The organism is Mesorhizobium sp. YM1C-6-2 (assembly GCF_003666685.1).
GTDB lineage: Bacteria > Pseudomonadota > Alphaproteobacteria > Rhizobiales > Rhizobiaceae > Mesorhizobium_K.
In genome coordinates, this window is sequence record NZ_RCIZ01000004.1 from 47,635 (window position 1) to 68,907 (window position 21,273).

Here is a 21,273-nt window from a genome sequence, read left to right on the forward strand (position 1 = left end):
TTCGGCGGGCGTGGCAACGACCACGCACGCCGCAAGCCCAAGCGGGCGTCGCGACCTCTGTCGCGCCCTCGCGGAGGGCCAGCCGCCGACAGCAATTCCAGCAAAAGTGCGCAGCGGTTTTGCGTCCGGAATTGTGAAGAGACAAGAGGCGGCGGTGCGGCCCGCGAGCGAAAGGAGACTCGGGCGTGGCGGTGATGAAACGCGACCTTGCAACGCTTTCCCTCTCTCCCAATTTCACCGGTCCCCTTGACATGCCGCACCCCCCCAGCCCATTTCGGCACCATGCTTGACCGACCGACAAAACCGCCGCTCACCATCAGGCTCTGCCAGCCGCGCGGCTTCTGCGCGGGCGTTGACCGCGCCATCCAGATCGTCGTGCTCGCGCTGAAGAAATACGGCGCGCCGGTCTATGTCCGCCACGAGATCGTCCACAACCGCTATGTGGTCGAGGGGCTGCAGAAGCTTGGTGCCGTCTTCATCGAGGAGCTTTCGGAGATCCCGCCGGAACACCATGACGCCCCGGTCGTCTTTTCCGCCCATGGCGTGCCGAAGTCGGTTCCGGCCGACGCGCAGGCGCGCAACCTCTTCTATCTCGACGCGACCTGCCCGCTGGTCTCCAAGGTCCACAAGCAGGCGATGCGCCACCAGCGGCTTGGCCGCCATGTGGTCCTGATCGGCCATGCCGGCCATCCGGAGGTGATCGGCACGATGGGCCAGCTTCCAGAGGGCGCGGTCACACTGATCGAGAGCGAGGAAGACGTGGCCCGCTTCGATCCGGCCGATCCGGCAGCCCTCGGCTTCGTCACCCAGACGACGCTGTCGGTCGAGGACACTGCCGGCGTCATCCACGCGCTGCAGGAGAAATTCCCCGAGATCAAGGCGGCGGCGGCCGAGTCGATCTGCTACGCCACCACCAACCGCCAGGAAGCGGTGAAGGAGACGGCAATCGGGGCTGATCTCTTCCTCGTGGTCGGCGCGCCCAACTCGTCGAACTCCATGCGCTTGGTCGAGGTGGCCGAACGCGCCGGCGCGAAAATGTCGCTGCTCGTCCAGCGCGCCTCCGAAATCCCGTGGGAGCGCATCGGCGAGATCGGCACGCTCGGTCTCTCGGCGGGCGCCTCGGCCCCCGAGATCATCGTCGATGAGATCATCGATGCGTTCCGCGAGCGCTTCGATGTGACCGTCGATCTCGCCGTGACCGCCACCGAGACCGAGAATTTCCCGGTCATGCGCGCGCTGCGCGATGTCGAACTCACCAAGGCCGACATGGCCTTCGTCAACGGCTGACGGGCGGCACATGGCGGTCTACACCGACGTTACCGAAGGCGAGTTGGAAAGCTTCCTGCAGGAATATCCTGCGGGAAGACTGCTCTCCTACAAGGGCATCGCCGAGGGTTCGGAGAACTCCAACTTCCTCCTCCACACGTCCGAGAGCGCGTTCATCCTCACCCTCTACGAGAAGCGCGTCGACATCGACGACCTACCTTTCTTCCTTGGCCTGATGCACCATCTCGCCGGCAAGGGCATTTCCTGCCCGCTGCCGGTCGAGCGGCACGACGGCAAGCTGTTCGGCACGCTGGCCGGCCGCCCGGCCGCGCTGATCACCTTCCTCGAAGGCATGTGGATGCGCCGTCCCACCGTCGCGCATTGCCGCGAGGTCGGCAGGGCGCTTGCCGAACTCCACGTCGCCGGCATGGATTTTCCGCTGTCCCGGCCGAACGCGCTCGCCATCGACGGCTGGCGCAAGCTCTGGGCCGGCTCGCACGAGCGCGCCGACGAGGTCGAGAAGGGGCTCGCCACCGAGGTTGATGCCGACTTCGCGCTGTTCGACCGGGAATGGCCGAAGGATCTGCCCTCCGGCGTCATCCACGCTGATCTCTTCCCCGACAACGTCTTCTTCCTTGGCGAAAAGCTGTCGGGCCTGATCGACTTCTATTTCGCCTGCAACGACTTCTATGCCTACGACGTCGCCACCTGCCTCAACGCCTGGTGCTTCGAGAAGGATTTTTCCTTCAACCAGACCAAGGGCAGGGCGCTTCTCGCCGCCTATCAGGCGGTGCGCCCGCTGAGCGAGGAGGAGAAGCAGGCGCTGCCGATCCTGGCGCGCGGTTCCGCGCTGCGCTTCATGCTGACCCGGCTCTACGACTGGCTGACCATTCCCGACGGCGCGCTGGTGCAGAAGCGCGATCCGATGGAATATATCCGCCGGCTGCGCTTCCACCGCGCGGTCAAGTCGCCCACCGAGTACGGATTGCGATGAAAACGGTCGAGATTTTCACCGACGGCGCCTGTTCGGGCAATCCCGGCCCCGGCGGCTGGGGGGCGATCCTGCGCTTCAACGGCACCACCAGGGAGCTGTCGGGCGGCGAGGCGGTCACCACCAACAACCGCATGGAACTGATGGCGGCGATCTCGGCGCTCAACGCGCTGAAGGAGCCGTGCGAAGTCCTCCTCCACACCGACAGCAAGTATGTGATGGACGGCATTTCCAGCTGGATTCACGGCTGGAAGCGCAATGGCTGGAAGACCGCCGACAAGAAGCCGGTCAAGAACGGCGAGCTCTGGCAGGCGCTCGACGAGGCCAACCGTCGTCACAAGGTCAAGTGGCACTGGGTCAAGGGCCATGCCGGCCATGTCGAGAACGAGCGCGCCGACGAGCTTGCCCGCGAAGGCATGGCGCCCTTCAAGAAGGGCGGCCGCGCGCCGGCTGCCGCGCCCACGCCGAAAAAAGTCGACCCCATCCGCGCCGCCATGGCCGGCGCGGCGCGGCGCGCAGCGCCGGACGAAAAACCGGCGAAGCCAAAACCCCGCCGGTCCACGCAGAGCTATTAGCGCGTAAACTCAGAGCTGTCCGAGAATGTGCGCCGCGCCGGATTCGTTGACGCCGGGCTTGCTCTCGACATTGATGGCCGTGACTACGCCGTCGTCGGCGATCAGCGAGAAGCGCTTGTTGCGCAGGCCCATGCCGTGCTGGCTGAGATCGACGTCCAGCCCCGCCGCCCGGGCGAAGTCGCCGCTGCCGTCCGCGAGGAAGAGGATCTTGCCTTCGCCGCCGGTAAAGCGCGCCCAGGCGCCCATGACGAAGGCATCGTTGGTGGCGACGACCGCGATCGTATCGACGCCGCGTGCCTTGATCGCGTCGAAATTCTCGAGATAGCCGGGCAGGTGGTTGTTGCTGCAGGTCGGCGTGAAGGCGCCGGGCACGCCGAACAGAACCACCTTCTTGCCGGCGAAGATGTCGGCGGTGGAGAGGTCTTTCGCCCCGTCTGATGTCATGGTCTTGAACGTGGCTTCAGGCAGTTTTTCGCCGGCGGCAATGGTCATCGCAAAATCCTCAGGTTTATGTCCGACAGTCAGTTACCGGCTTATACCGCCAGCGGCAACCGTCCGGCCGTGGGTGGATGATCTCAGAAATAGGGCAGGATGCCATTGACGGCGCCGGCGTCGGTCACCAGCGTGTAGTGCAGCCCCTCGCCCTCGGGCTTTTTGTCCGGCCGGGTCACCTCGACGGAAAAGAAGGTCTTGCCGTCGCGCTCCTCCCTTACCGGGGTGGTCGATGCATAGCCTTCCTCGCCTCCGATGAAGAGTTCCGCCGTCGCCGGGTCGCCGGGGAAGCTCGCCTCCAGCACGATCTTGTCGCCGGCCGTCTCCGCAACCTTCACGCCAAATTCGGGCGTCGCGGCGGGTGGCACGGCGGCAAAGGCTGCCGCCACCGCCGATACATCGTCCGCATTGTCCGGATCGCCGGCCGTGTCGACCGCGAGTTGCGCCTGCACGGGCACGCAGATCGTCTCGCAGACGCCGAGGAAGACATTGGCGTTGATCGTCCCCGGTTCGGCGGATTGCCTGAGCGTGAACAGGACAGGTAGTGCCAGCGAATAGTCGTAGCCCGCCCATTTGAAGCCGCCTTCGTCGTGCCGCTGCGGGGCAGGGAAATCCAGTTCCGCGCCGAGGATGTCGGGGTTCGCCGAGACATCGATCGTCGGCGGCACGCCGGCGTCGCCGGGGTCGCGCCAATAGGTCTTCCAGCCGGGCTTCAGCTCGATGTCCAGAATTCCCCTCAGCCGGCCATCCGCATCCGGCTTGCTGGCGGTGACGAGGCGGATGCGTGCGCCCTCCATCTCGAACCACTCGCTCGACGAGGCATGGGCCTGCCCGCCGGCAAGCAGCGCTGCGAGGATCGCGTATGCAGGAAGGGCTTTCATTCGGGCGACATTTGAACCGTGCGGGGGGCGCTCCGCAACGCCCGGAAGGATGCAGCGCATCATTTTTGCGTGTACCAGCTGGCTGTGGAAGGCGAAAGCCACCTTTCATGCGGGGCCGAAACCGGCTATTTTGACCGGATGGACATCTTGCGGCAGAAAAAATCCGCAGTCCGCGGATTTCTCGACGACCAGTTCCTCATCGCCATGCCTGGCATGAAGGACGACCGTTTCGCTCGTTCCGTCATCTACATCTGCGCCCACAGCGACGAGGGCGCCATGGGCCTGATCATCAACCAGGTCCAGCAGATGCAGTTTCCCGACCTGCTGGTCCAGCTCGGCATCATGGACGAGCAGGAGGCCATCCGCCTGCCGCGCAAGACGCGCGACTTCGTGGTGCGCAACGGCGGGCCTGTCGATCGCAGCCGGGGCTTCGTCCTGCATTCGGGCGACTACACCGTCGAGTCCTCGCTTCCGGTGTCGGAAGACATCTGCCTGACCGCGACCGTCGACATATTGCGGGCCATCTCCGCCGGACGCGGCCCGCGGCATGCGCTGATGGCGCTCGGCTATTCGGGATGGGGCGCCGGCCAGCTCGAGACTGAGATTGCCGAGAATGGCTGGCTGACCTGCCCGGCCACGCCGGACCTGCTCTTCGACGCCGACATCGACCGCAAATACGACCGTATCCTAGCCTCGATCGGCATCGACCTCGCCCATCTCAGCCGCACCGCCGGCCACGCCTGAGCCACGTTCCTCGCCCCGTTGCGGGGAGAGGATGTCGGCAGAGCCGACAGGTGAGGGGCAGCGCGAACATTTGGGAATTGGGCTCAAGCCCTTATCCGCCCTGCGGGGGCACCTTCTCCCCGTAAACGGCGAGAGAAGGAAAGGCGTTAAGCCTGCGCGAGCGGGTACTGCTCCCTCAGCATCTTCAGCACCTGGTCGCCGGGGATCGGCGCGCCGAACATGAAGCTCTGCACATATTCGCAGCCCATCTGGCGCAGTTCCAGCGCATCGCTCTCGTCGGCGATGCCTTCGGCCACCACCGACAATCCGAGTTCGTGGGCCATGTTGACCATGGATTTGAGCAGCACGGCCCGCTTCGGCGTCGTGTCGTCGACGAAGCTCTTGTCGATCTTGATCGTATCGAACGGGAACCGCGTCAGGTAGGAGAGCGACGAGTAGCCGGTGCCGAAATCGTCGAGCGACAGGCCGATGCCGAGCTGCTTCAGCTTGGTCAGCACGTGGTTCGTCTGCTCGGGATTGTCCATCACCAGCGATTCCGTCAGCTCCAGCCGGAAGCAGCGCGGCTTGAGGTTGGCCCGAGCGATCACCGAGCGCACGTCGCTGACCAGGTCGCGGCGGATCAACTGGCGGCTGGAAAGGTTGACTGAAACGGAAAGCGGGGTGTCGCCGATCTGCTTCTGCCAGCCGGCGAGGTCCTCTGCCGCCTTCTGCATCGCGAACAGGCCGAGCTGGACGATCAGCCCGCAACTCTCCGCCACGGGGATGAAGTCGGACGGCGGGATCTGCCCGCGGCGCGGGTGGTCCCAGCGCAGCAGCGCCTCGAAACCGGCGACCGTCCCGTCCTCCAGCCGCACGATCGGCTGGTAGGCCAGCGTGAACTCCTTGCGCTCGGCCGCCCGGCGCAGATCGGACTCGAGCTGCAGCCGGTCAGTGCCGACCGACCGGAAGGCCGGACGGAACGGCTCGATGCGGTCGCCGCCGAAACGCTTCGCCTGGTGCATCGCGAGCTCGGCGTCCTTGACCATGTCCTCGGCGGTGTTCTGCGAGTTGGTCCAGGTGATCAGGCCGATCGAGGCGGTCAGCACGATCTCGCGCTTGGCGAAGTTGATCGGCGCGCGGATCGCCTGCTTGATGGCGTCGGCGACGCCGGCGATGCGGGCCGGATCCTGCTCGGAAAGCAGCATCAGCGCGAACTGGTCGCCGGCGAAGCGCGACAGCGAATCCTTGGGTTTCAGGAGCCGGTGAAGGCGCCGCGCGATGGTGAGAAGGATCGTGTCGCCCGCCGAGATGCCCAGCCCGTCATTGACCTGCTTGAAGCGGTCGATGTCGATCACGAACACCGTCGGCTGGATCTTGTCCTCCGACTTGGCGACCGAGATGATCGCCTCCAGCCGGTTCATGAAGAGTTCGCGGTTCGGCAGTCCGGTCAGATTGTCGTGCACCGCGTCGTGCAGCAGCCGCTCCTCGGCTTTCTTCTGCTCGGTGACCTCAACCATCGTGCCGACGCAGCGGATGACCTCGCCGTCCGATCCGACCACCGGCCGCGCGCGCAGCGAGAACCAGTGGTAGTGGCCGTCGGCGCCGCGCAGGCGGAAACTCTGCGCGACCTTGCCGCGACGGTGCTCCAGCACGACGTCGAGCGTGGTGCGGAACGTGTCGCGGTCGTCCGAATGCAGCGCCGGCAGCCAGGTGCGGGCAGGGCCGCCGAGGCTGTTCGGCGGCAGGCCGAGCTGCAGGCTGATATCGGGTTTCGTCACCACGCGGTCGCGCAGCACGTCCCAGTCGAAGACGATGTCGCCCGAGCCGACCACGGCGAGCGCCTGCCGCTCCATGTCGCTGAACAGGCCCTGATGCAGCGCGCCGCCGGCAAAGGCATGCTGCATGATGGTGAAGCCGATCAGCAGGATGATGAGGATGAGCCCGCCGCCCAGCGCCGGCTGCACCACGTCGTTGTCGATCATGCCGGTGATCGCCATCCACGAGCCGGTCAGCCAGATCAGCACCATCACCCAGCTCGGTATCAGCATGATCGCGCGGTCGTAGCCGCGTATGCCGAGGAAGATGATCAGGCCGATGCCGATGATCGCGGTCGCAGCGAAGGAGAGCCGGGCGATGCCGGCGGCCACCGCCGGATCGATGATGGCGACGCCGGCGATCAGCACCAGGCCGCATATCCAGACGAAGGCGCCGTAGCTGAAATGCCCGTGCCATCGGTTGAGGTTGAGATAGGCGAACAGGAACACCACGAATGTCGCCGCCAGCCCCACCTCGGTGCCGGCCCGCCACATCTGCTCGTTGCCGGGCGATATCTCGATGATCTTGTTGAGGAAGCCGAAGTCGACGCTGATATAGGCGAGCACCGCCCAGGAGAGCGCCGCCGTCGCCGGGAACATCGAGGTTCCCTTCACCACGAACAGGATGGTCAGGAACAGCGCCAGCAGGCCGGCGATGCCGATCACGATGCCGCGGTAGAGCGTGTAGGAGTTGACCGAGTCCTTGTATGCCTCCGGGTCCCAAAGATAGACCTGCGGCAGGTTCGGCGAAGCGAGTTCGCCGATGAAGGTGACCACCGAACCGGGATTGAGCGTCACCAGGAACACGTCGGCGTCCGGGCTTGCCTGGCGGTCGAGCGCGAAACCTTCGGAGGGCGTGATCGCCGCGATGCGGCTCGAGCCGAGATCGGGCCAGAACAGGCCGGAGTTCACCAGGCGGAAATGGGGTGCGACGATCAGCCTGTCGATCTGCTCGTCCGTCGTGTTGGCGAGCGCGAAGACCGCCCAGTCGCCGGAGGAGCGCTCGTCATTCGCCTCCACCTCGATGCGCCGTACGATTCCGTCGGGGCCGGGAGCTGTCGAAACCTGGAAGTTCTCGCCCTGATTCTGGTAGATCTGGACTGCGCCCGAGAGGTCGAGGGCGACATTGTCGCGCGAGATCTTGATGGGTTCGATCGCCAGCGCACCTGTCACAGCGTAAAGCAGGGCGATGGCCGCCAGGGCAAATGCTGCAAGCCGGGTCTTGAGGGAATCGGTTGCCAATATCAGTCCTTTGCCCTGGCGTCGCGCCGATCGTCAGCGATCAGCGCATAGAGATAGTGATCCTGCCAGCCCCCGTTGATCTTGAGGTAGGATCGCAACAGCCCTTCGCGTGTGAATCCGGCTTTTTCAAGCACACGGATCGACCTCTTGTTTCCGGGAATACAGGCAGCCTCGATCCGGTGCAACCGCATCGTTTCGAACGCGTGCCGCGCAAGCAGATCGAGCGCGTCGACCATGAAGCCCTTGCCGGCATGTCTTTCGCCGATCCAGTAGCCGATATGGCCGGATTTCGCGACGCCGTGGCGGATGTTGCCGAGCGTCACGCCGCCCAGCAGCTTGCCGGATTTCGTCTCGAAGATGAAATAGGCGATCGCGGTGCCGCGGTGGAAATCTTCGTGGTAGCGCCTCAGGCGATAGCGCCAGGCCGACTTCTCAAGCTCGTCGGGCGCCCAGGTCGGCTCCCAGGGCTCCAGGAAGGTGCGGCTCTCGCCACGCAGCTTCGCCCATTCGCGGTAGTCGCCCGAAACCGGCATCCTGAGCGTCACGCGACCGCCCTTCAGCGCCGGAGGGTCGCGCCGGAAGAACGGAAGCGCAAGCATGTGGACGGGCCGCGATCAGACCGCGCGCCGGCGCAGGCTCGTCTCTTGTCCGGGGAGGGCATCGCGGATCGCCTCGTAGGGGGCGAGCTTGCCGACCGGACCGACCGCCGCGATCGTCGGCGTGGTGGAGAAGAGGCGCGAGGCAAGGTCCCTGAGACGCTCGATCGTCAGGGCCGAAAGCCGCTCCATCAGCTCCTCCTTGGCGATCGGGCGGCCGAACAGGAGAAGCTGGCGGGCGATCTGCGAGGCGCGGCTGGAGGCGCTTTCACCCGACATGATGAGGCCCGCACGATACTGCGCGCGGGCCCTGTCGAGTTCGTCCTGTGCGATGTGTTCGCCGGCTTTCTGGAGTTCGTCCACGATGACCGGAATGAGCCTGGAAATATCGCTTTGCCCGGTCGCCGAATGGACCCCGAAGATGCCGGTGTCCGAAAAGCCCCAGTGGAAGGCGTAGACCGAGTAGCAGAGGCCGCGTTTCTCGCGCACCTCCTGGAAGAGCCTCGACGACATGCCGCCGCCCATGATCATCGACAGCACCTGGCTGGCGTAGAAGTCGCGCACATGATAGGCGCGGCCCTCGAAGCCTAGGATGATCTGCGCGTCCATCAGGTCGCGGTTTTCGCGAAAATCTCCGCCGATATACTGGGCATAGGCGGGAACCAGGCTGTCCGACTTGCTGCGGAAGGAGCCCAACCGCTTCTCCACCTCGCGTACGAAGTCGTCGTGCTTCACGTCGCCTGCGGCGACGACGATCATCCGCTCGGCGCCGTACTGCCGGTTGATGAAGTCGTGGATCTGCTTCGACGTGAAGGACTTCACCGTCTCCGGCGTGCCGAGGATCGAGCGGCCGATCGTCTGGTGCCGGTATGCCGTTTCGGTGAACTTGTCGAAGACGATGTCGTCGGGCGTGTCGTGGGCGGCGCCGATCTCCTGCAGGATGACGTGCTGCTCGCGCTCCAGCTCGACGGGATCGAATTTGGACTCGGTCAGGATGTCGGCGAGGATATCGATGGCAAGCGGGACGTCGTCGGCAAGTACCCGCGCGTAATAGGACGTCGTTTCGACGCTGGTGGCGGCGTTGATCTCGCCGCCGACATTCTCGATTTCCGAAGCGATCTGGAAGGCGCTGCGCCGCGACGTCCCCTTGAACGCCATGTGCTCCAGCAGATGCGCCATCCCATGCTCGTCGTCGCGTTCGTTTCGCGCGCCGGACTTGACCCAGACGCCTAATGCAACGGATTCGATGCTTGGAAGGGTTTCGGTTGCGACTGTCAGGCCGTTCGACAGACGGCTTACCTCAACACCCATATAGACTAAACTCCCTAACGCGCCGCTCGTGCGCGACGGCTTATATAATCTTCCACCATTTTTAGGTCGGATGGAAGTACCGTGTATCTTTCCTCTGCGTCCATCATTCCCGCAAGCCATTCGGGCAAGGCCGGCCGGATGCCGGACGCGGCCTCCACGGCATCGGGGAACTTGGCCGGATGGGCCGTCGACAGCACGATCATCGGCGTTTCGCGCGACGCGGCCTGCCGGGCGACGTGGACTGCGGTCGCGGTATGCGGGTCGAGCAGATAGCCGTTGGCCTTCAACGTCGAGCGGATCGTGTCGGCGGCTTCGTCGACCGTCGTGCGGCCGGCGTCGAATTCGGCGCGGATGCGCGCCAGCGCCTGCGCCTCGATCGAGAAGGCGCCCGACTGCTTCAGCCCGTCCATGTAGCGGCGCACCGCGCCCGCATCGCGTTCACCGGCTTCGAACAGCAAGCGCTCGAAGTTCGACGACACCTGTATGTCCATCGACGGCGAGGTGGTCTCCACGACGCCCTTGGTCCGGTAGTCGCCTGTCGCCAGCGTCCTTGCCAGTATGTCGTTGTCGTTGGTGGCGATGACCAGCCGATCGATCGGCAGGCCCATGCGTTTCGCCGCGTAGCCGGCGAAGATGTCGCCGAAATTGCCGGTCGGCACAGTGAACGAAACCGCCCGGTCCGGACTGCCCAGCGAGAGCGCGGAGGAGAAATAATAGACGATCTGGGCCATGATGCGCGCCCAGTTGATCGAGTTCACGCCCGACAGCGCCACGCGGTCGCGGAAGCCGTGGTCGTTGAACATGTCCTTCACCAGGCCCTGGCAGTCGTCGAAATTGCCCTCGACGGCGAGCGCGTGCACGTTTTCGGCGGTCGGGGTCGTCATCTGCCGCTGCTGCACCGGCGACACCTTGCCGTGCGGGAAAAGGATGAAGATGTCGGTGCGGTCGCGCCCGGCGAAGGCCTCGATCGCGGCGCCGCCGGTATCGCCCGACGTCGCGCCGGCGATCGTCGCGCGCTGGCCCCGCTCGGCCAGCACATGGTCCATCAGCCGCGCCAGCAGTTGCATCGCCACGTCCTTGAAGGCCAGCGTCGGGCCATGGAAGAGTTCCAGCACGAAGCTGTTCGGTCCGAGCTGTACCATCGGGCAGACCGCGTCGTGCCGGAAGGTGGCGTAGGCTTCGCGAGCCAGCCGCTCGAAGACGGGGATTTCGCCGCCGAGGAAGGGCGTCAGCAGCCGGACGGCCAGTTCGGGATAGGTGAGCCCGCGCATCGCGCGGATTTCCGCGGCGCTGAACCGGGGCCAGTCCTGCGGGACGTAGAGCCCGCCGTCCCGCGCTAGCCCGGCAAGGACCGCGTCCGAGAATCCGAGGACCGGGGCTTCCCCGCGCGTGCTCACATATTTCATGCGTTTTTGTCCATTCTGCCTGCCGGTGAATACCGGCCGATCGTTAATTTCGCACTCAGGTCAGTCGCATTTTTGCCCGGTGGTTGCTATAGAGCAGCCGCTTTGCGAGAGGGAAGTGGAGTTTATGGCGTTTCGGTTCACTAGCGGTCGCTTTCTGACCGGTTTCGCGCTTGCCGGGTTCGTTCTTGCAGCCGCGGGCTGCCAGTCGGGCGACGGTGGCGGGGTGCTCGGGCTTGGCGGCGACAAGGAGAAGAAGCCGCAGGAAGGCAAGGTCCTGGCGAGCGAGCTGCTGGGCTATTGCCCGCAGGTGACGCTGAAGGAGGACACCGGCTACTTCAACCGTTACGCCAAGGGCGGCGAGGAAGACCCCGCCAAGCTTTCCTTCCAGGCGTCTATCTCCGAGGTGACGCGCAGCTGCAGCCGCGCCACCGGCATGCTGACCATGGACGTTGCGGCCGCCGGCCGCGTCGTGCCGGGTCCTGCCGGCGTCTCCGGGACGGTGACGTTGCCGATCCGGGTCGTCGTTCTTCAGGGCGGCGAGGTTATCTACTCGAAGCAGATCAATCACCAGGTCAATGTCAGCGGCAACCAGGTGCAGCAGTTCATCGTCAGCGATCCCAACGTCAGCGTGCCGATCCCCGCCGACAATACGCTGCAGGTCTTCGCCGGCTTTGACGCCGGTCCGCCGAAGAAGAAGCGGGACGAGGAGTAGGACGCTCAGGCGTCCGACCACTCGGAAAGCGCGGCGATCACGCCGGGAAAGTCAGCCCAGCGCCTGATCACCGTTTCGGCGCCCGCCTCGGTCAGCACGTCGGCGTGCCCAGGATAGCTGTGGGCCGCGCCGGTGAAGCCGATGACGCGCATGCCTGCGAGTTTCGCCCCGGCTATGCCATGCACGGAATCCTCGATGGCGAAGGTGTTCGCCGGGTTGGCGCCGAGCGTGGTGGCGGCGTGCACGAAGACGTCGGGCGCCGGCTTGGGCTTGCCCGAAGGCGTCTCCAGCGACGAGAAGATGTGGCCGCTGAAGAACGGGCCGAGCCCGGTCTTCTCCGCCATGAAGCTGATCCGTTCCGAGCGCGAGTTGGAGCAGATGCAGCGCTTGGCCGTGACGGAGGCGACGGCCTCGCGCGCGCCCTCGATGATCCGCACCTCGTTGCGCAGGCGCTGGTCGACCAGTTCCTCCGCCTGGTCGATCAGCGAGACCTTGAAGGGGATGGAGGCAACTTCCTCGATCCTGAGCAGGATGTCCTTGAACGTCAGCCCCGCATAGAGCTCGGATAGCTCCTCGGCCGAGATCTCGTAGCCGGCGGCGGTGATCAGCTCCGCCTCGACGCGGGCGGCGATGATCTCGCTGTCGACGAGCGTGCCGTCGAAATCGAAGATGACGAGGTCTGGCTGGGGCATGGTCGGGGAGGCACCGTTGGGGGAGGCGGGTTCAAGCGGCGCGCCTTACACCATGGCCGCCGGAACCGCAAATTACGGCCCGAGTCTCTGCGCGGGCGCTTCATTAAATCTTTACCGAGAACGGTAACCATAACGGAAAGTGAATCGTAACGCGTATTCGAGTATCCAGCATGTCCGCAGCGGCGCTTCTCGACATCTCCGTCCCCGTTTCCAGCCAGCCCGAATGGCTGAACACGATCCTCAAGGGCGACTGCGTCGCCGCGCTTGAACGGCTCCCCGAAAAGTCGGTCGATGTCGTTTTCGCCGATCCGCCCTACAACCTCCAGCTCGACGGCGATCTGCACCGTCCCGACCAGTCCAAGGTCGATGCGGTCGACGACCACTGGGATCAGTTCGAGAGCTTCGCCGCCTATGACGCCTTCACGCGGGCCTGGCTGCTTGCGGCGCGCCGCGTGCTGAAGCCCAACGGCACGATCTGGGTGATCGGCTCCTACCACAACATCTTCCGCGTCGGCTCGATCATGCAGGATCTCGGCTTCTGGATCCTCAACGACATCGTCTGGCGCAAGACCAACCCGATGCCGAATTTCCGCGGCCGCCGTTTCCAGAATGCGCACGAGACGATGATCTGGGCCTCCCGCGATCCGAAGGCCAAGGGCTACACCTTCAACTACGAAGCGATGAAGGCCGCCAACGACGACGTGCAGATGCGTTCCGACTGGCTGTTTCCGATCTGCACGGGCGCGGAGCGGCTGAAGGACGAGAACGGCGAGAAGCTGCACCCGACGCAGAAGCCGGAGGCGCTGCTCGCACGCATAATGCTATCGTCGACGAAGCCGGGCGACGTCGTGCTCGACCCCTTCTTCGGCTCAGGCACGACCGGCGCTGTCGCCAAGCGTCTCGGTCGCAATTTCGTCGGCATCGACCGCGAGCAGACCTATATCGACGCAGCCGCCGAACGCATCGCTTCGGTGGTGCCGATGGCGCTTGAAGACCTCGCCACCATCTCCGGCAAGCGCGCCGAGCCGCGCGTCGCCTTCGTCAGCCTGATCGACGCCGGCGTGATGAAGGCGGGCACGACGCTCTACGATTCGAAGAAGCGCTGGGCGGCGAAGGTACGCGCCGACGGGACGCTTGCGGTCGGCGACGTCGCCGGCTCGATCCACAAGGTCGGCGCAACCGTCCAGGGCCTCGACGCCTGCAACGGCTGGACCTTCTGGCACTACGAACGCAATGGCGGGCTCACCCAGATCGACGAGCTTCGCCGCATCGCACGCCTCGGCATGGAGCGGGCAGGGGCCTGATCGGCCTCCGGCCCGTCTTCACCACCTGATGCCCAGTCGGCTGAGGTCGGCTTCCAGCGGCTCTACCCCGGTAAACAGCACCGCCTGCCAGCCGGCCGCCTTTGCGCCGTCGACATTCTTCTGGCTGTCGTCGATGAAGAGCGCCGCCGAAGGCTCGATGCCGAATGCCTTGACGTGGTGGTCGTAGATCGCGCGATCCGGCTTGATCGTCTTGATCTCCCCAGAAACCGTTACGCCGCGCGGCTTCTCCAGGAACGGAAAGCGCTGGCGTGCCTCGATGAACGTGTCCGCCGCCCAGTTGGTCAGCAGCGTCACGTCATGACCGGACTCGATCAGCCTTTCCATCAGCGCGACGCTGTCGTCATAGGCGTGCGGCACCATCTCGTGCCAGTGGCGGCGGAAGTTGCGGATGTTCTCCTCTTGATCGGGAAACAGCGGAATGATCTCCGCCTCCGCCTCTTCCCAGGTGCGTCCGCGGTCCTGCTCGATGTTCCAGGCCGAGGTGCAGACATTTTCGAAGAACCACTTCCGCTCCGCCGCGTCGGGGATCAGCCGGCTGAAAGGCAGGTCAGGATCGTAGTGCACCAGCACCTTGCCGATGTCGAACACGATGTGGCGGATTTCGGTCATGTTCTTCCCTTCAATGCCTGCGTTTCGTTGCGCCCGGAATGGCGGATTCGATGACTTTTTTCATGACTGTCGGCAGCGCCTCGTCATGCACGGCCGTGACCGGCGACCACCACCAGCCGTCCGGCGTCGGGACGGCGCCGACCTCTGCCCGGTAGACGTCAAGCTCCAGCGAAAAATGCGTGAACACATGGCTGATGCTGCCGGCGCGTAGCCACTCGGCCGGGAAGGGGGCGCTGTCCGCGCCGGTGTCGCCGTCGATGCGGGCCGTCCAGCCGGTGGTCGGCACTTCGCTCATGCCGCCGAGCAGGCCCTTTTCGGGCCGCGTCCGCAACAGGATCGCCCCGTCGTCCCGGATCGCCACATAGGCCGCGCCCCGCCTCAGCGGTTTTTCGGCCTTCGCGCCTTTCATCGGCAGCAGCTCGGGATCGCCGGAAAGGATGGCGCGGCAGTTTTCGCGCAGCGGGCACAGCATGCAGCGCGGCCGCTTCGGCGTGCAGACCGTCGCGCCGAGGTCCATCATCGCCTGGGCGAAGTCGCCCGGCCGCTCCGCCGGCACGATAGCCTCCAGAAAAACGCGTATCTCCGGCTTCGAATCCGGCAGCGGCGTGCGGATCTCGTATAGCCGCGACATGACCCGTTCGACATTGCCGTCCATAACGGCCGCCGGCCGCCCGAACGCGATCGCGGCGATCGCAGCGGCCGTATAGGCGCCGACGCCGGGCAGCTCGCGCAGACCCGCCTCGCTGTCGGGAAACTTGCCGCCTTTCGCTGAGGCGACCAGATCGGCGCATTTCTTCAAATTGCGCGCCCGCGAATAATAGCCTAGGCCGGCCCAGGCCTTCATCACGTCCTCAGTTTCCGCAGCGGCAAGGTCCGTGACCTCAGGCCACTTTTCGAGGAATTTGCGGAAATAGGGTTTTACTGCCTCGACCGTCGTCTGCTGCAGCATGATCTCCGACAGCCAGACGTGGTACGGGTCGGGCCTCGTCCCTTTGGCGAGCGCCGACGGAGCGACGCGCCACGGCAGGTCGCGATGGTGCGCGTCGTACCAGGCGAGAAGCCGGCCGGCCAAGCCGTCCTGCTCGAACTCTCCCTTGCGGGCTCTGCCGGTGAGTGCCATTGCTTCCGAAGCTGCCAAAGATTGGCTGACCGAGCAATTCCAGGAAAAGTCCGAACCGATTTTCCTGGAAGTTGCGACAAACGATAATCTGGGTGCAGAACGCGCATGGCAGGAAAAAGGCATAACCGCAATGCCGTCGCCGTCAGTGACCTGGCGACGGAAATCCTCGATCCCGTGCTGCGCCGGCGCGCCGGCATCTCGATCGGGCTCGTCCAGTCATGGGAGGAGATCGTCGGTCCCCGGCTGGCGAAGAGTTCGCGTCCTGAAAAGATCCAGTGGCCACGCCGTTTGCATGACGACGATCCTTTCGAGCCGGCCGTCCTCGTGGTGGCTTGCGAGGGGGCTGCCGCGCTCCATCTCCAGCACGAAACCGGTGAGATCATCGGCCGCGTCAACGCTTTCCTCGGCTTTTCGGCGATCGGCCGCGTCAGGATCGTGCAGAAGCCGGTATCGCCGCCGTCCAGCGGGCCGAAGCCGACCCCTCGCGCGCTCTCGCAGGACGAAAAGACCCGCCTCTCCACGACCGTCGGCAAGATCGAGGACGACGGCCTCAGGGCCTCGCTGGAGCGCCTGGGCGCCACCATCGTCGGCATGCGCAAGCCGAAAAGCTGAGTTGCGGTCTCTTCAGAAGAGGTTTCCGGCCGGAATTGCCGCACGTGAGAAGCCGGTTTCGCCGCCCCTCATGCCTGAATCGGTGAACGAAATGTGATCGCGGCCACAATTTTGACGATTGGATTGGGGACCGGCATGCCCTAATTCGCGCAAACTCTCGCTTTGTGGTGCTGAGGCATTGCAATATCCATCCATTGTCAGGTGATTCGCATGTCCCGTTCTCTGCCCCGCAGAACCGTTCTTTCGCTGCTCGCCGTGTCGGCGGCGGCGCTCACTGCCGCCTGCAGCGATTCAGGCGAGACGGCGCAAGCCGAGACGCCCGCGCCTGCCCCTGAGGCGCCGGCCGCCGAGGCTCAGCCTGCCGCTGCGGAAGCTCCGGCGGCGACCCCGGCCGCCGCTGCGCCGCAATCCCAGGGCAGCGTCGACATGGCCAAGCTGCTCGAGCCCGGCGCGCTGCCCGAGATGGTGCTCGGCAAGGACGATGCGCCTGTCACCATCGTCGAATACGCGTCGATGACCTGCCCGCACTGCGCACATTTCCACGCCACGACGCTGCCTGAACTCAAGACGAAGTACATCGACACCGGCAAGGCGCGGCTGATCTTCCGCGAATTCCCGTTCGATCCGCGCGCCGAGGCCGGCTTCATGCTGGCGCGCTGCTCGAAAGACAATTATTTCCCGATGATCGACGTGCTGTTCAAGCAGCAGCAGAACTGGGCGGCTGTGGAAAACGCCAAGGACGCCCTGCTGCAGATCTCCAAGCTTGCCGGTTTTTCACAGGAGACCTTCGAGGCCTGCTTGACGGACCAGAAGCTTCTGGACGATGTGAGAGCAGTGCAGAAGCGGGGAGCGGAGGAGTTCAAGGTCGACTCCACCCCGACCTTCTTCATCAACGGGAACACCTACAAAGGGGCCCTTACGATTGCGGAAATGTCGGCGATCATCGACGGCATGCTCTGACGCTTGCCCGCCTGGCGGGCGGGCGGGTTTCCGCGCGCCTGTGGGTAGGCGCGCATGAAATTCTCGCGGCTGCGCCTTCTCGGCTTCAAATCCTTCGTCGAACCCGGCGAGTTCGTCATCGAGCGCGGGCTGACGGGCATCGTCGGCCCCAACGGCTGCGGCAAGTCGAACCTCGTCGAGGCGCTGCGCTGGGTGATGGGCGAAAGCTCGTACAAGAACATGCGCGCGTCCGGCATGGACGACGTCATCTTCTCGGGCTCCGGCACGCGGCCGGCCCGCAACACCGCTGAAGTCACGCTTTTCCTCGACAATGCCGACCGCACCGCGCCGGCCGCCTTCAACGATGCCGACGAATTGCAGGTGTCGCGCCGCATCGAGCGCGAGGCGGGCTCCGTCTACCGCATCAACGGCAAGGAGGCGCGCGCCAAGGACGTGCAGCTCCTCTTCGCCGACCAGTCGACCGGCGCCCGCTCGCCGTCGATGGTGGGGCAGGGCCGCATCGGCGAGCTGATCCAGGCAAAACCCCAGGCCCGCCGCGCGCTGCTAGAGGAGGCCGCGGGCATCTCCGGCCTGCACACGCGCCGCCACGAGGCCGAGCTTCGCCTGCGCGCCGCCGAGCAGAACCTTGAGCGCCTCGACGACGTGGTCGGCGAGCTCGAAAGCCAGATTGAGAACCTGAAGCGCCAGGCCCGCCAAGCCTCCCGCTTCAAGAACCTCTCCGCCGACATCCGCAAGGCCGAGGCGACGCTGCTGCACGTCCGCTGGACCATCGCCAAGGCGCAGGAGGCCGAGGCGCAGTCTGCCCTTTCCGCTGCCACCTCGGTGGTCGGCGAGCGCGCCAGCGCCCAGATGGAAGCGGCGAAGGAGCAGGCAATCTCTGCCCACAAGCTGCCGGAGCTGCGCGAGGCCGAGGCGGCTGCCGCCGCCGCCTATCAGCGCCTGTCGATCGCCAAGTCGCAGATCGAGGAGGAGGCCGCGCGCGTCGAGCGCCGCCGCGCCGAACTCGCCCGTCGCCTCGAACAGTTCGACGCCGACGTGGCGCGCGAGGAGCAGATGGTCCGCGACAATGCGGACGTGCTGCAGCGTCTCGAAGCGGAAGAGGCGACGCTCAGCGAGGAGAACGATTCCTCCGTCGAGCGTGAAACTTCCACCCGCGCCGCCTTCGAAGCCGCATCGTCCGCCCTGACCCTCAGCGAAGCGGCGCTCGCCAGGCTCACCGCCGAGCGCGCCGAGGCCGCCGCTGCGCGCAACCAGATCGAGCGCTCGCTGCGCGATACGGCCGAGCGCCGCGACCGGCTGGAGCGCCAGCTCGCCAATCTCGACCGCGAGGCGGCCGAGATCGCCGAGCGCATCGCCGCTCTCGCCGACCCGGCCGAGAAGAAAATGCTTGCCGAGGAGGCCGAGGCCGCCGTCGAAGCGGCCGAAGAGGCCGCCGCCGCGTCCGAAACGGCTGTCGCCGAGGCCCGCGCCCAGGAAAGCGCCGCCCGCCCGCCCCTGCAGGAGGTGCGCGCCGAGTTCGCCCGCATCGAGGCCGAGGCGCGCACGCTGGCGAAGATCCTGAGCGCCGTGACGGGCGATCTTTTCCCGGCCGTGCTGGAGCAGATCAAGGTCGACCGCGGTTACGAGACGGCGCTCGGCGCCGCTCTCGGCGAGGATCTCGACGCCGCGCTCGATCCGGGCGCGCCGGCCCACTGGGCCGACATCGACGCCGGTGGAACGGACCCGGCATTGCCCGAAGGCGTGCGCAGCCTTGCAAGCGTCGTGCGCGGTCCGCGCCAGCTCGCGCGCCGCCTGGCGCAGATCGGCATCGTCGACGCCGCCGATGGCCGTCGCCTGCAGGGTGCGCTGAAAACCGGCCAGCGCCTGGTCAGCCAGGATGGAGCCCTCTGGCGCTGGGACGGTTTCACCGCCAGCGCCGATGCGCCGACGGCTGCCGCACAGCGCTTGGCGCAGAAGAACCGTCTTGCCGAACTCGATCTGGAGATGGCCGCCGCGACCGACAAGGTGCGGGCAGCCGAGGCAGCGCTCGCCGCGGCGGAAGCTGCGGTGCGCGACCGGGTCGCCGCCGAAGCCGCCGCCCGCCAGGCCTGGCGAGACGCGCAGAGGGCGCTCGGCGAGGCTCGTGACGCGCTGGCGCGCGCCGAAAAGGCGGCCGGCGAACTGGCGAGCCGGCGCGATGCGCTGGTCGAATCGCGCTCCCGCATCGCCGACGATCTGGCCGAAGCTGCGGGCGCCGTCGCCGAAGCGGAGGCGCAGCTTGCCGGCGCGCCCGATCTCGGCGATCTCGGTGAGCGGCTTGAGGCGCTGGCCGCGACAGTCACCCGCGACCGCGGCGTGCTCGCCGACGCGCGCGCCCTCCACGAGGGGCTGAAGCGCGAAGCCGAAGCACGCACACGGCGGCTCGCAGCCATCGCGTCGGAACGCGGCACCTGGGTGCAGCGGGCCGCCAATGCCGAGACGCACATCGCATCTCTCGCCGAGCGTCGCGCCGAGACTGCGTCCGAACTCGAGGCGCTGGACGACACCCCCGACGAGATCGCTGCGAAGCGCCGCGCGCTGCTCACCCAGCTCTCCGAATCGGAAACGCTGCGCAAGGCCGCGGCCGATCGTTTGCAGGAAGCCGAGACGAGACAGGCCGTTCTCGACAAGGCCGCGACATCGGCGATCACCGATCTGTCGGAAGCCCGCGAGGGCCGCGCCCGCGCCGAGGAGAGGCTGAACGCCGCCGACGAGCGCCGCAAGGAAGCCGAGGCGCGCATCCAGGAAGTGCTGAACACGCTGCCGCATCTGGCGATTCGCCAGGCCGAGCTGGACGCCGACGCGCCGCTGCCCGACATGACCGAGGTTGAAAAGCGGCTCGACCGGCTGAAGGTCGAGCGCGAGCGCCTCGGCGCAGTCAACCTGCGCGCCGAGGAAGAGCAGCGGGAATTGACGGAACGCCACGAGACGATCGTTTCGGAGCGCGAGGACGTCATCGAGGCGATCCGCAAGCTGCGCCAGGCGATCCAGAGCCTGAACCGTGAGGGTCGCGAGCGGCTGCTCGCCGCCTTCGAGGTGGTGAACACCCAGTTCCAGCGGCTGTTCACGCATCTCTTCGGCGGCGGCACCGCCGAGCTTCAGCTGATCGAGTCGGAAGACCCGCTCGAAGCGGGCCTCGAAATCCTCGCCCGTCCGCCCGGCAAGAAGCCGCAGACCATGACGCTGCTGTCCGGCGGCGAGCAGGCGCTGACGGCCATGGCGCTGATCTTCGCCGTGTTCCTCACCAACCCGGCGCCGATCTGCGTGCTCGACGAGGTCGACGCGCCGCTCGACGACCACAATGTCGAGCGCTTCTGCAATCTCATGGACGAGATGGCGGCCTCGACCGAGACACGGTTCGTGGTCATCACCCACAACCCGATCACCATGGCCCGCATGAACAGGCTGTTCGGCGTCACTATGGCGGAGCAGGGCGTGAGCCAGCTCGTTTCGGTCAATCTGGAAACCGCGGAGCGCATGCGCGAAGCGAGCTGACCGCCGTCAGCCCGCCATCGCTTGATCCGACTCAGTACCCCCGTGGGCACTCCGCCACGTAGCGGCGTCCGTCGCGTCCGCGATAATAGCAGCGGCCGGGTTCGGTGGCGCGTCCGATGAGGGCGCCCGCCGCGGCGCCCACGGCGCCTCCGACCAGCGCGCCTCCGGCGTCGCCCGTGGCCGCGCCGCCGACGATCGCCCCGGTTGCTCCTCCGACGACTGCGCCTTGTTCGGTCCGGCTGCAGCCGGCGATCGCCAGGATTGCGGCCGCGGCAATGATCAGTTTTTTCATCCTGTCCTCCAGCTATTTCGATGCTTGCAAGCCCACGTGACAACACGACGGTCGGGCAAATGTTCCGAAAGGGGCACGGCCAGGCCTTCTGATCGCCGTCGGGACTGCGGCATAGGGAATGGAAAGGCGGCGCAAATCTCG

Annotated in this window: 19 protein-coding genes; 9 read left to right on the top strand and 10 right to left on the bottom strand. The window is 66.0% G+C overall.

Annotated features, from left to right (window positions below; all coding sequences use genetic code 11):
* The first annotated feature begins 282 nt into the window (after positions 1–282).
* From ispH to rnhA, 3 genes are read left to right on the top strand one after another with little or no spacing between them, the layout of a single operon-like run.
* Entirely contained in the window at positions 283–1,287 is a 1,005-nt protein-coding gene (gene ispH, locus D8676_RS12090; RefSeq protein ID WP_121581154.1) for a 4-hydroxy-3-methylbut-2-enyl diphosphate reductase, read from the top strand.
* 10 nt (positions 1,288–1,297) lie between these two features.
* Positions 1,298–2,260, top strand: a complete 963-nt coding sequence (locus tag D8676_RS12095; protein ID WP_121581155.1) for a homoserine kinase — start codon at positions 1,298–1,300, stop codon at positions 2,258–2,260.
* On the top strand, positions 2,257–2,832 hold the full coding sequence (gene rnhA / locus D8676_RS12100) for a ribonuclease HI (protein WP_121581156.1): 576 nt from the start codon (positions 2,257–2,259) through the stop codon (positions 2,830–2,832). Before D8676_RS12095 ends, rnhA begins: the two co-directional genes overlap by 4 nt.
* A gap of 9 nt (positions 2,833–2,841) precedes the next feature.
* Here rnhA and D8676_RS12105 read toward each other — a convergent pair whose 3' ends face one another.
* Together D8676_RS12105 and D8676_RS12110 are read right to left on the bottom strand one after the other, a co-directional pair.
* Entirely contained in the window at positions 2,842–3,324 is a 483-nt protein-coding gene (locus tag D8676_RS12105) for a peroxiredoxin (protein ID WP_121581157.1), read from the bottom strand.
* 83 nt (positions 3,325–3,407) lie between these two features.
* On the bottom strand, positions 3,408–4,205 hold the full coding sequence (locus D8676_RS12110; RefSeq protein ID WP_121581158.1) for a protein-disulfide reductase DsbD domain-containing protein: 798 nt from the start codon (positions 4,203–4,205) through the stop codon (positions 3,408–3,410).
* A 138-nt stretch (positions 4,206–4,343) separates the two neighbouring features.
* Between D8676_RS12110 and D8676_RS12115 the strand changes: the two genes are divergently transcribed.
* Positions 4,344–4,949, top strand: coding sequence for a YqgE/AlgH family protein (locus D8676_RS12115; RefSeq protein ID WP_121581579.1), 606 nt, complete (start codon positions 4,344–4,346; stop codon positions 4,947–4,949).
* A 146-nt stretch (positions 4,950–5,095) separates the two neighbouring features.
* On the opposite strand, the gene D8676_RS12120 is transcribed toward D8676_RS12115, so the two are convergent.
* The 4 genes from D8676_RS12120 to thrC are packed head-to-tail and all read right to left on the bottom strand — an operon-like array spanning position 5,096 to position 11,297.
* Positions 5,096–7,942: an EAL domain-containing protein gene (locus tag D8676_RS12120; protein ID WP_245426801.1), complete on the bottom strand. Its 2,847-nt coding sequence runs from the start codon at positions 7,940–7,942 to the stop codon at positions 5,096–5,098.
* 44 nt (positions 7,943–7,986) lie between these two features.
* Positions 7,987–8,583: a GNAT family protein gene (locus D8676_RS12125; RefSeq protein ID WP_121581160.1), complete on the bottom strand. Its 597-nt coding sequence runs from the start codon at positions 8,581–8,583 to the stop codon at positions 7,987–7,989.
* A 15-nt stretch (positions 8,584–8,598) separates the two neighbouring features.
* Positions 8,599–9,891 (bottom strand): pitrilysin family protein, encoded by a 1,293-nt coding sequence (locus tag D8676_RS12130; RefSeq protein ID WP_121581161.1) that lies wholly within the window; start codon positions 9,889–9,891, stop codon positions 8,599–8,601.
* Positions 9,892–9,905: 14 nt separating this feature from the next.
* A complete protein-coding gene (gene thrC, locus D8676_RS12135) occupies positions 9,906–11,297 on the bottom strand; it encodes a threonine synthase (RefSeq protein WP_121581162.1) in 1,392 nt (463 codons plus the stop codon).
* A gap of 124 nt (positions 11,298–11,421) precedes the next feature.
* Here thrC and D8676_RS12140 point away from each other — a divergent pair, with 124 nt between their 5' ends.
* Positions 11,422–12,009 (top strand): hypothetical protein, encoded by a 588-nt coding sequence (locus D8676_RS12140; protein ID WP_121581163.1) that lies wholly within the window; start codon positions 11,422–11,424, stop codon positions 12,007–12,009.
* Between the two features lie 5 nt (positions 12,010–12,014).
* Here D8676_RS12140 and D8676_RS12145 read toward each other — a convergent pair whose 3' ends face one another.
* Positions 12,015–12,701, bottom strand: a complete 687-nt coding sequence (locus tag D8676_RS12145; protein WP_121581164.1) for an HAD-IA family hydrolase — start codon at positions 12,699–12,701, stop codon at positions 12,015–12,017.
* Positions 12,702–12,871: 170 nt separating this feature from the next.
* Between D8676_RS12145 and D8676_RS12150 the strand changes: the two genes are divergently transcribed.
* Entirely contained in the window at positions 12,872–14,005 is a 1,134-nt protein-coding gene (locus tag D8676_RS12150) for a site-specific DNA-methyltransferase (protein ID WP_121581165.1), read from the top strand.
* A gap of 18 nt (positions 14,006–14,023) precedes the next feature.
* Here D8676_RS12150 and D8676_RS12155 read toward each other — a convergent pair whose 3' ends face one another.
* Together D8676_RS12155 and mutY are read right to left on the bottom strand one after the other, a co-directional pair.
* The gene (locus tag D8676_RS12155; RefSeq protein ID WP_121581166.1) at positions 14,024–14,635 is read right to left on the bottom strand and encodes an HAD family phosphatase; all 612 of its coding nucleotides are present in this window, start codon (positions 14,633–14,635) and stop codon (positions 14,024–14,026) included.
* A gap of 10 nt (positions 14,636–14,645) precedes the next feature.
* Complete coding sequence (gene mutY / locus D8676_RS12160; protein WP_121581167.1) at positions 14,646–15,755, bottom strand: A/G-specific adenine glycosylase; 1,110 nt, start codon at positions 15,753–15,755, stop codon at positions 14,646–14,648.
* A 105-nt stretch (positions 15,756–15,860) separates the two neighbouring features.
* On the opposite strand from mutY, the gene D8676_RS12165 reads away from it, so the two are divergent.
* From D8676_RS12165 to smc, 3 genes are all read left to right on the top strand, one after another.
* Positions 15,861–16,367: a DUF721 domain-containing protein gene (locus D8676_RS12165; protein WP_121581168.1), complete on the top strand. Its 507-nt coding sequence runs from the start codon at positions 15,861–15,863 to the stop codon at positions 16,365–16,367.
* A gap of 210 nt (positions 16,368–16,577) precedes the next feature.
* Positions 16,578–17,327: a DsbA family protein gene (locus D8676_RS12170; RefSeq protein WP_121581169.1), complete on the top strand. Its 750-nt coding sequence runs from the start codon at positions 16,578–16,580 to the stop codon at positions 17,325–17,327.
* Positions 17,328–17,381: 54 nt separating this feature from the next.
* Positions 17,382–20,840, top strand: coding sequence for a chromosome segregation protein SMC (smc, locus tag D8676_RS12175; RefSeq protein WP_121581170.1), 3,459 nt, complete (start codon positions 17,382–17,384; stop codon positions 20,838–20,840).
* 31 nt (positions 20,841–20,871) lie between these two features.
* Here the strand turns inward: smc and D8676_RS12180 are convergent, their stop codons facing one another.
* Entirely contained in the window at positions 20,872–21,132 is a 261-nt protein-coding gene (locus D8676_RS12180; RefSeq protein ID WP_121581171.1) for a glycine zipper domain-containing protein, read from the bottom strand.
* Positions 21,133–21,273 lie beyond the last annotated feature (141 nt).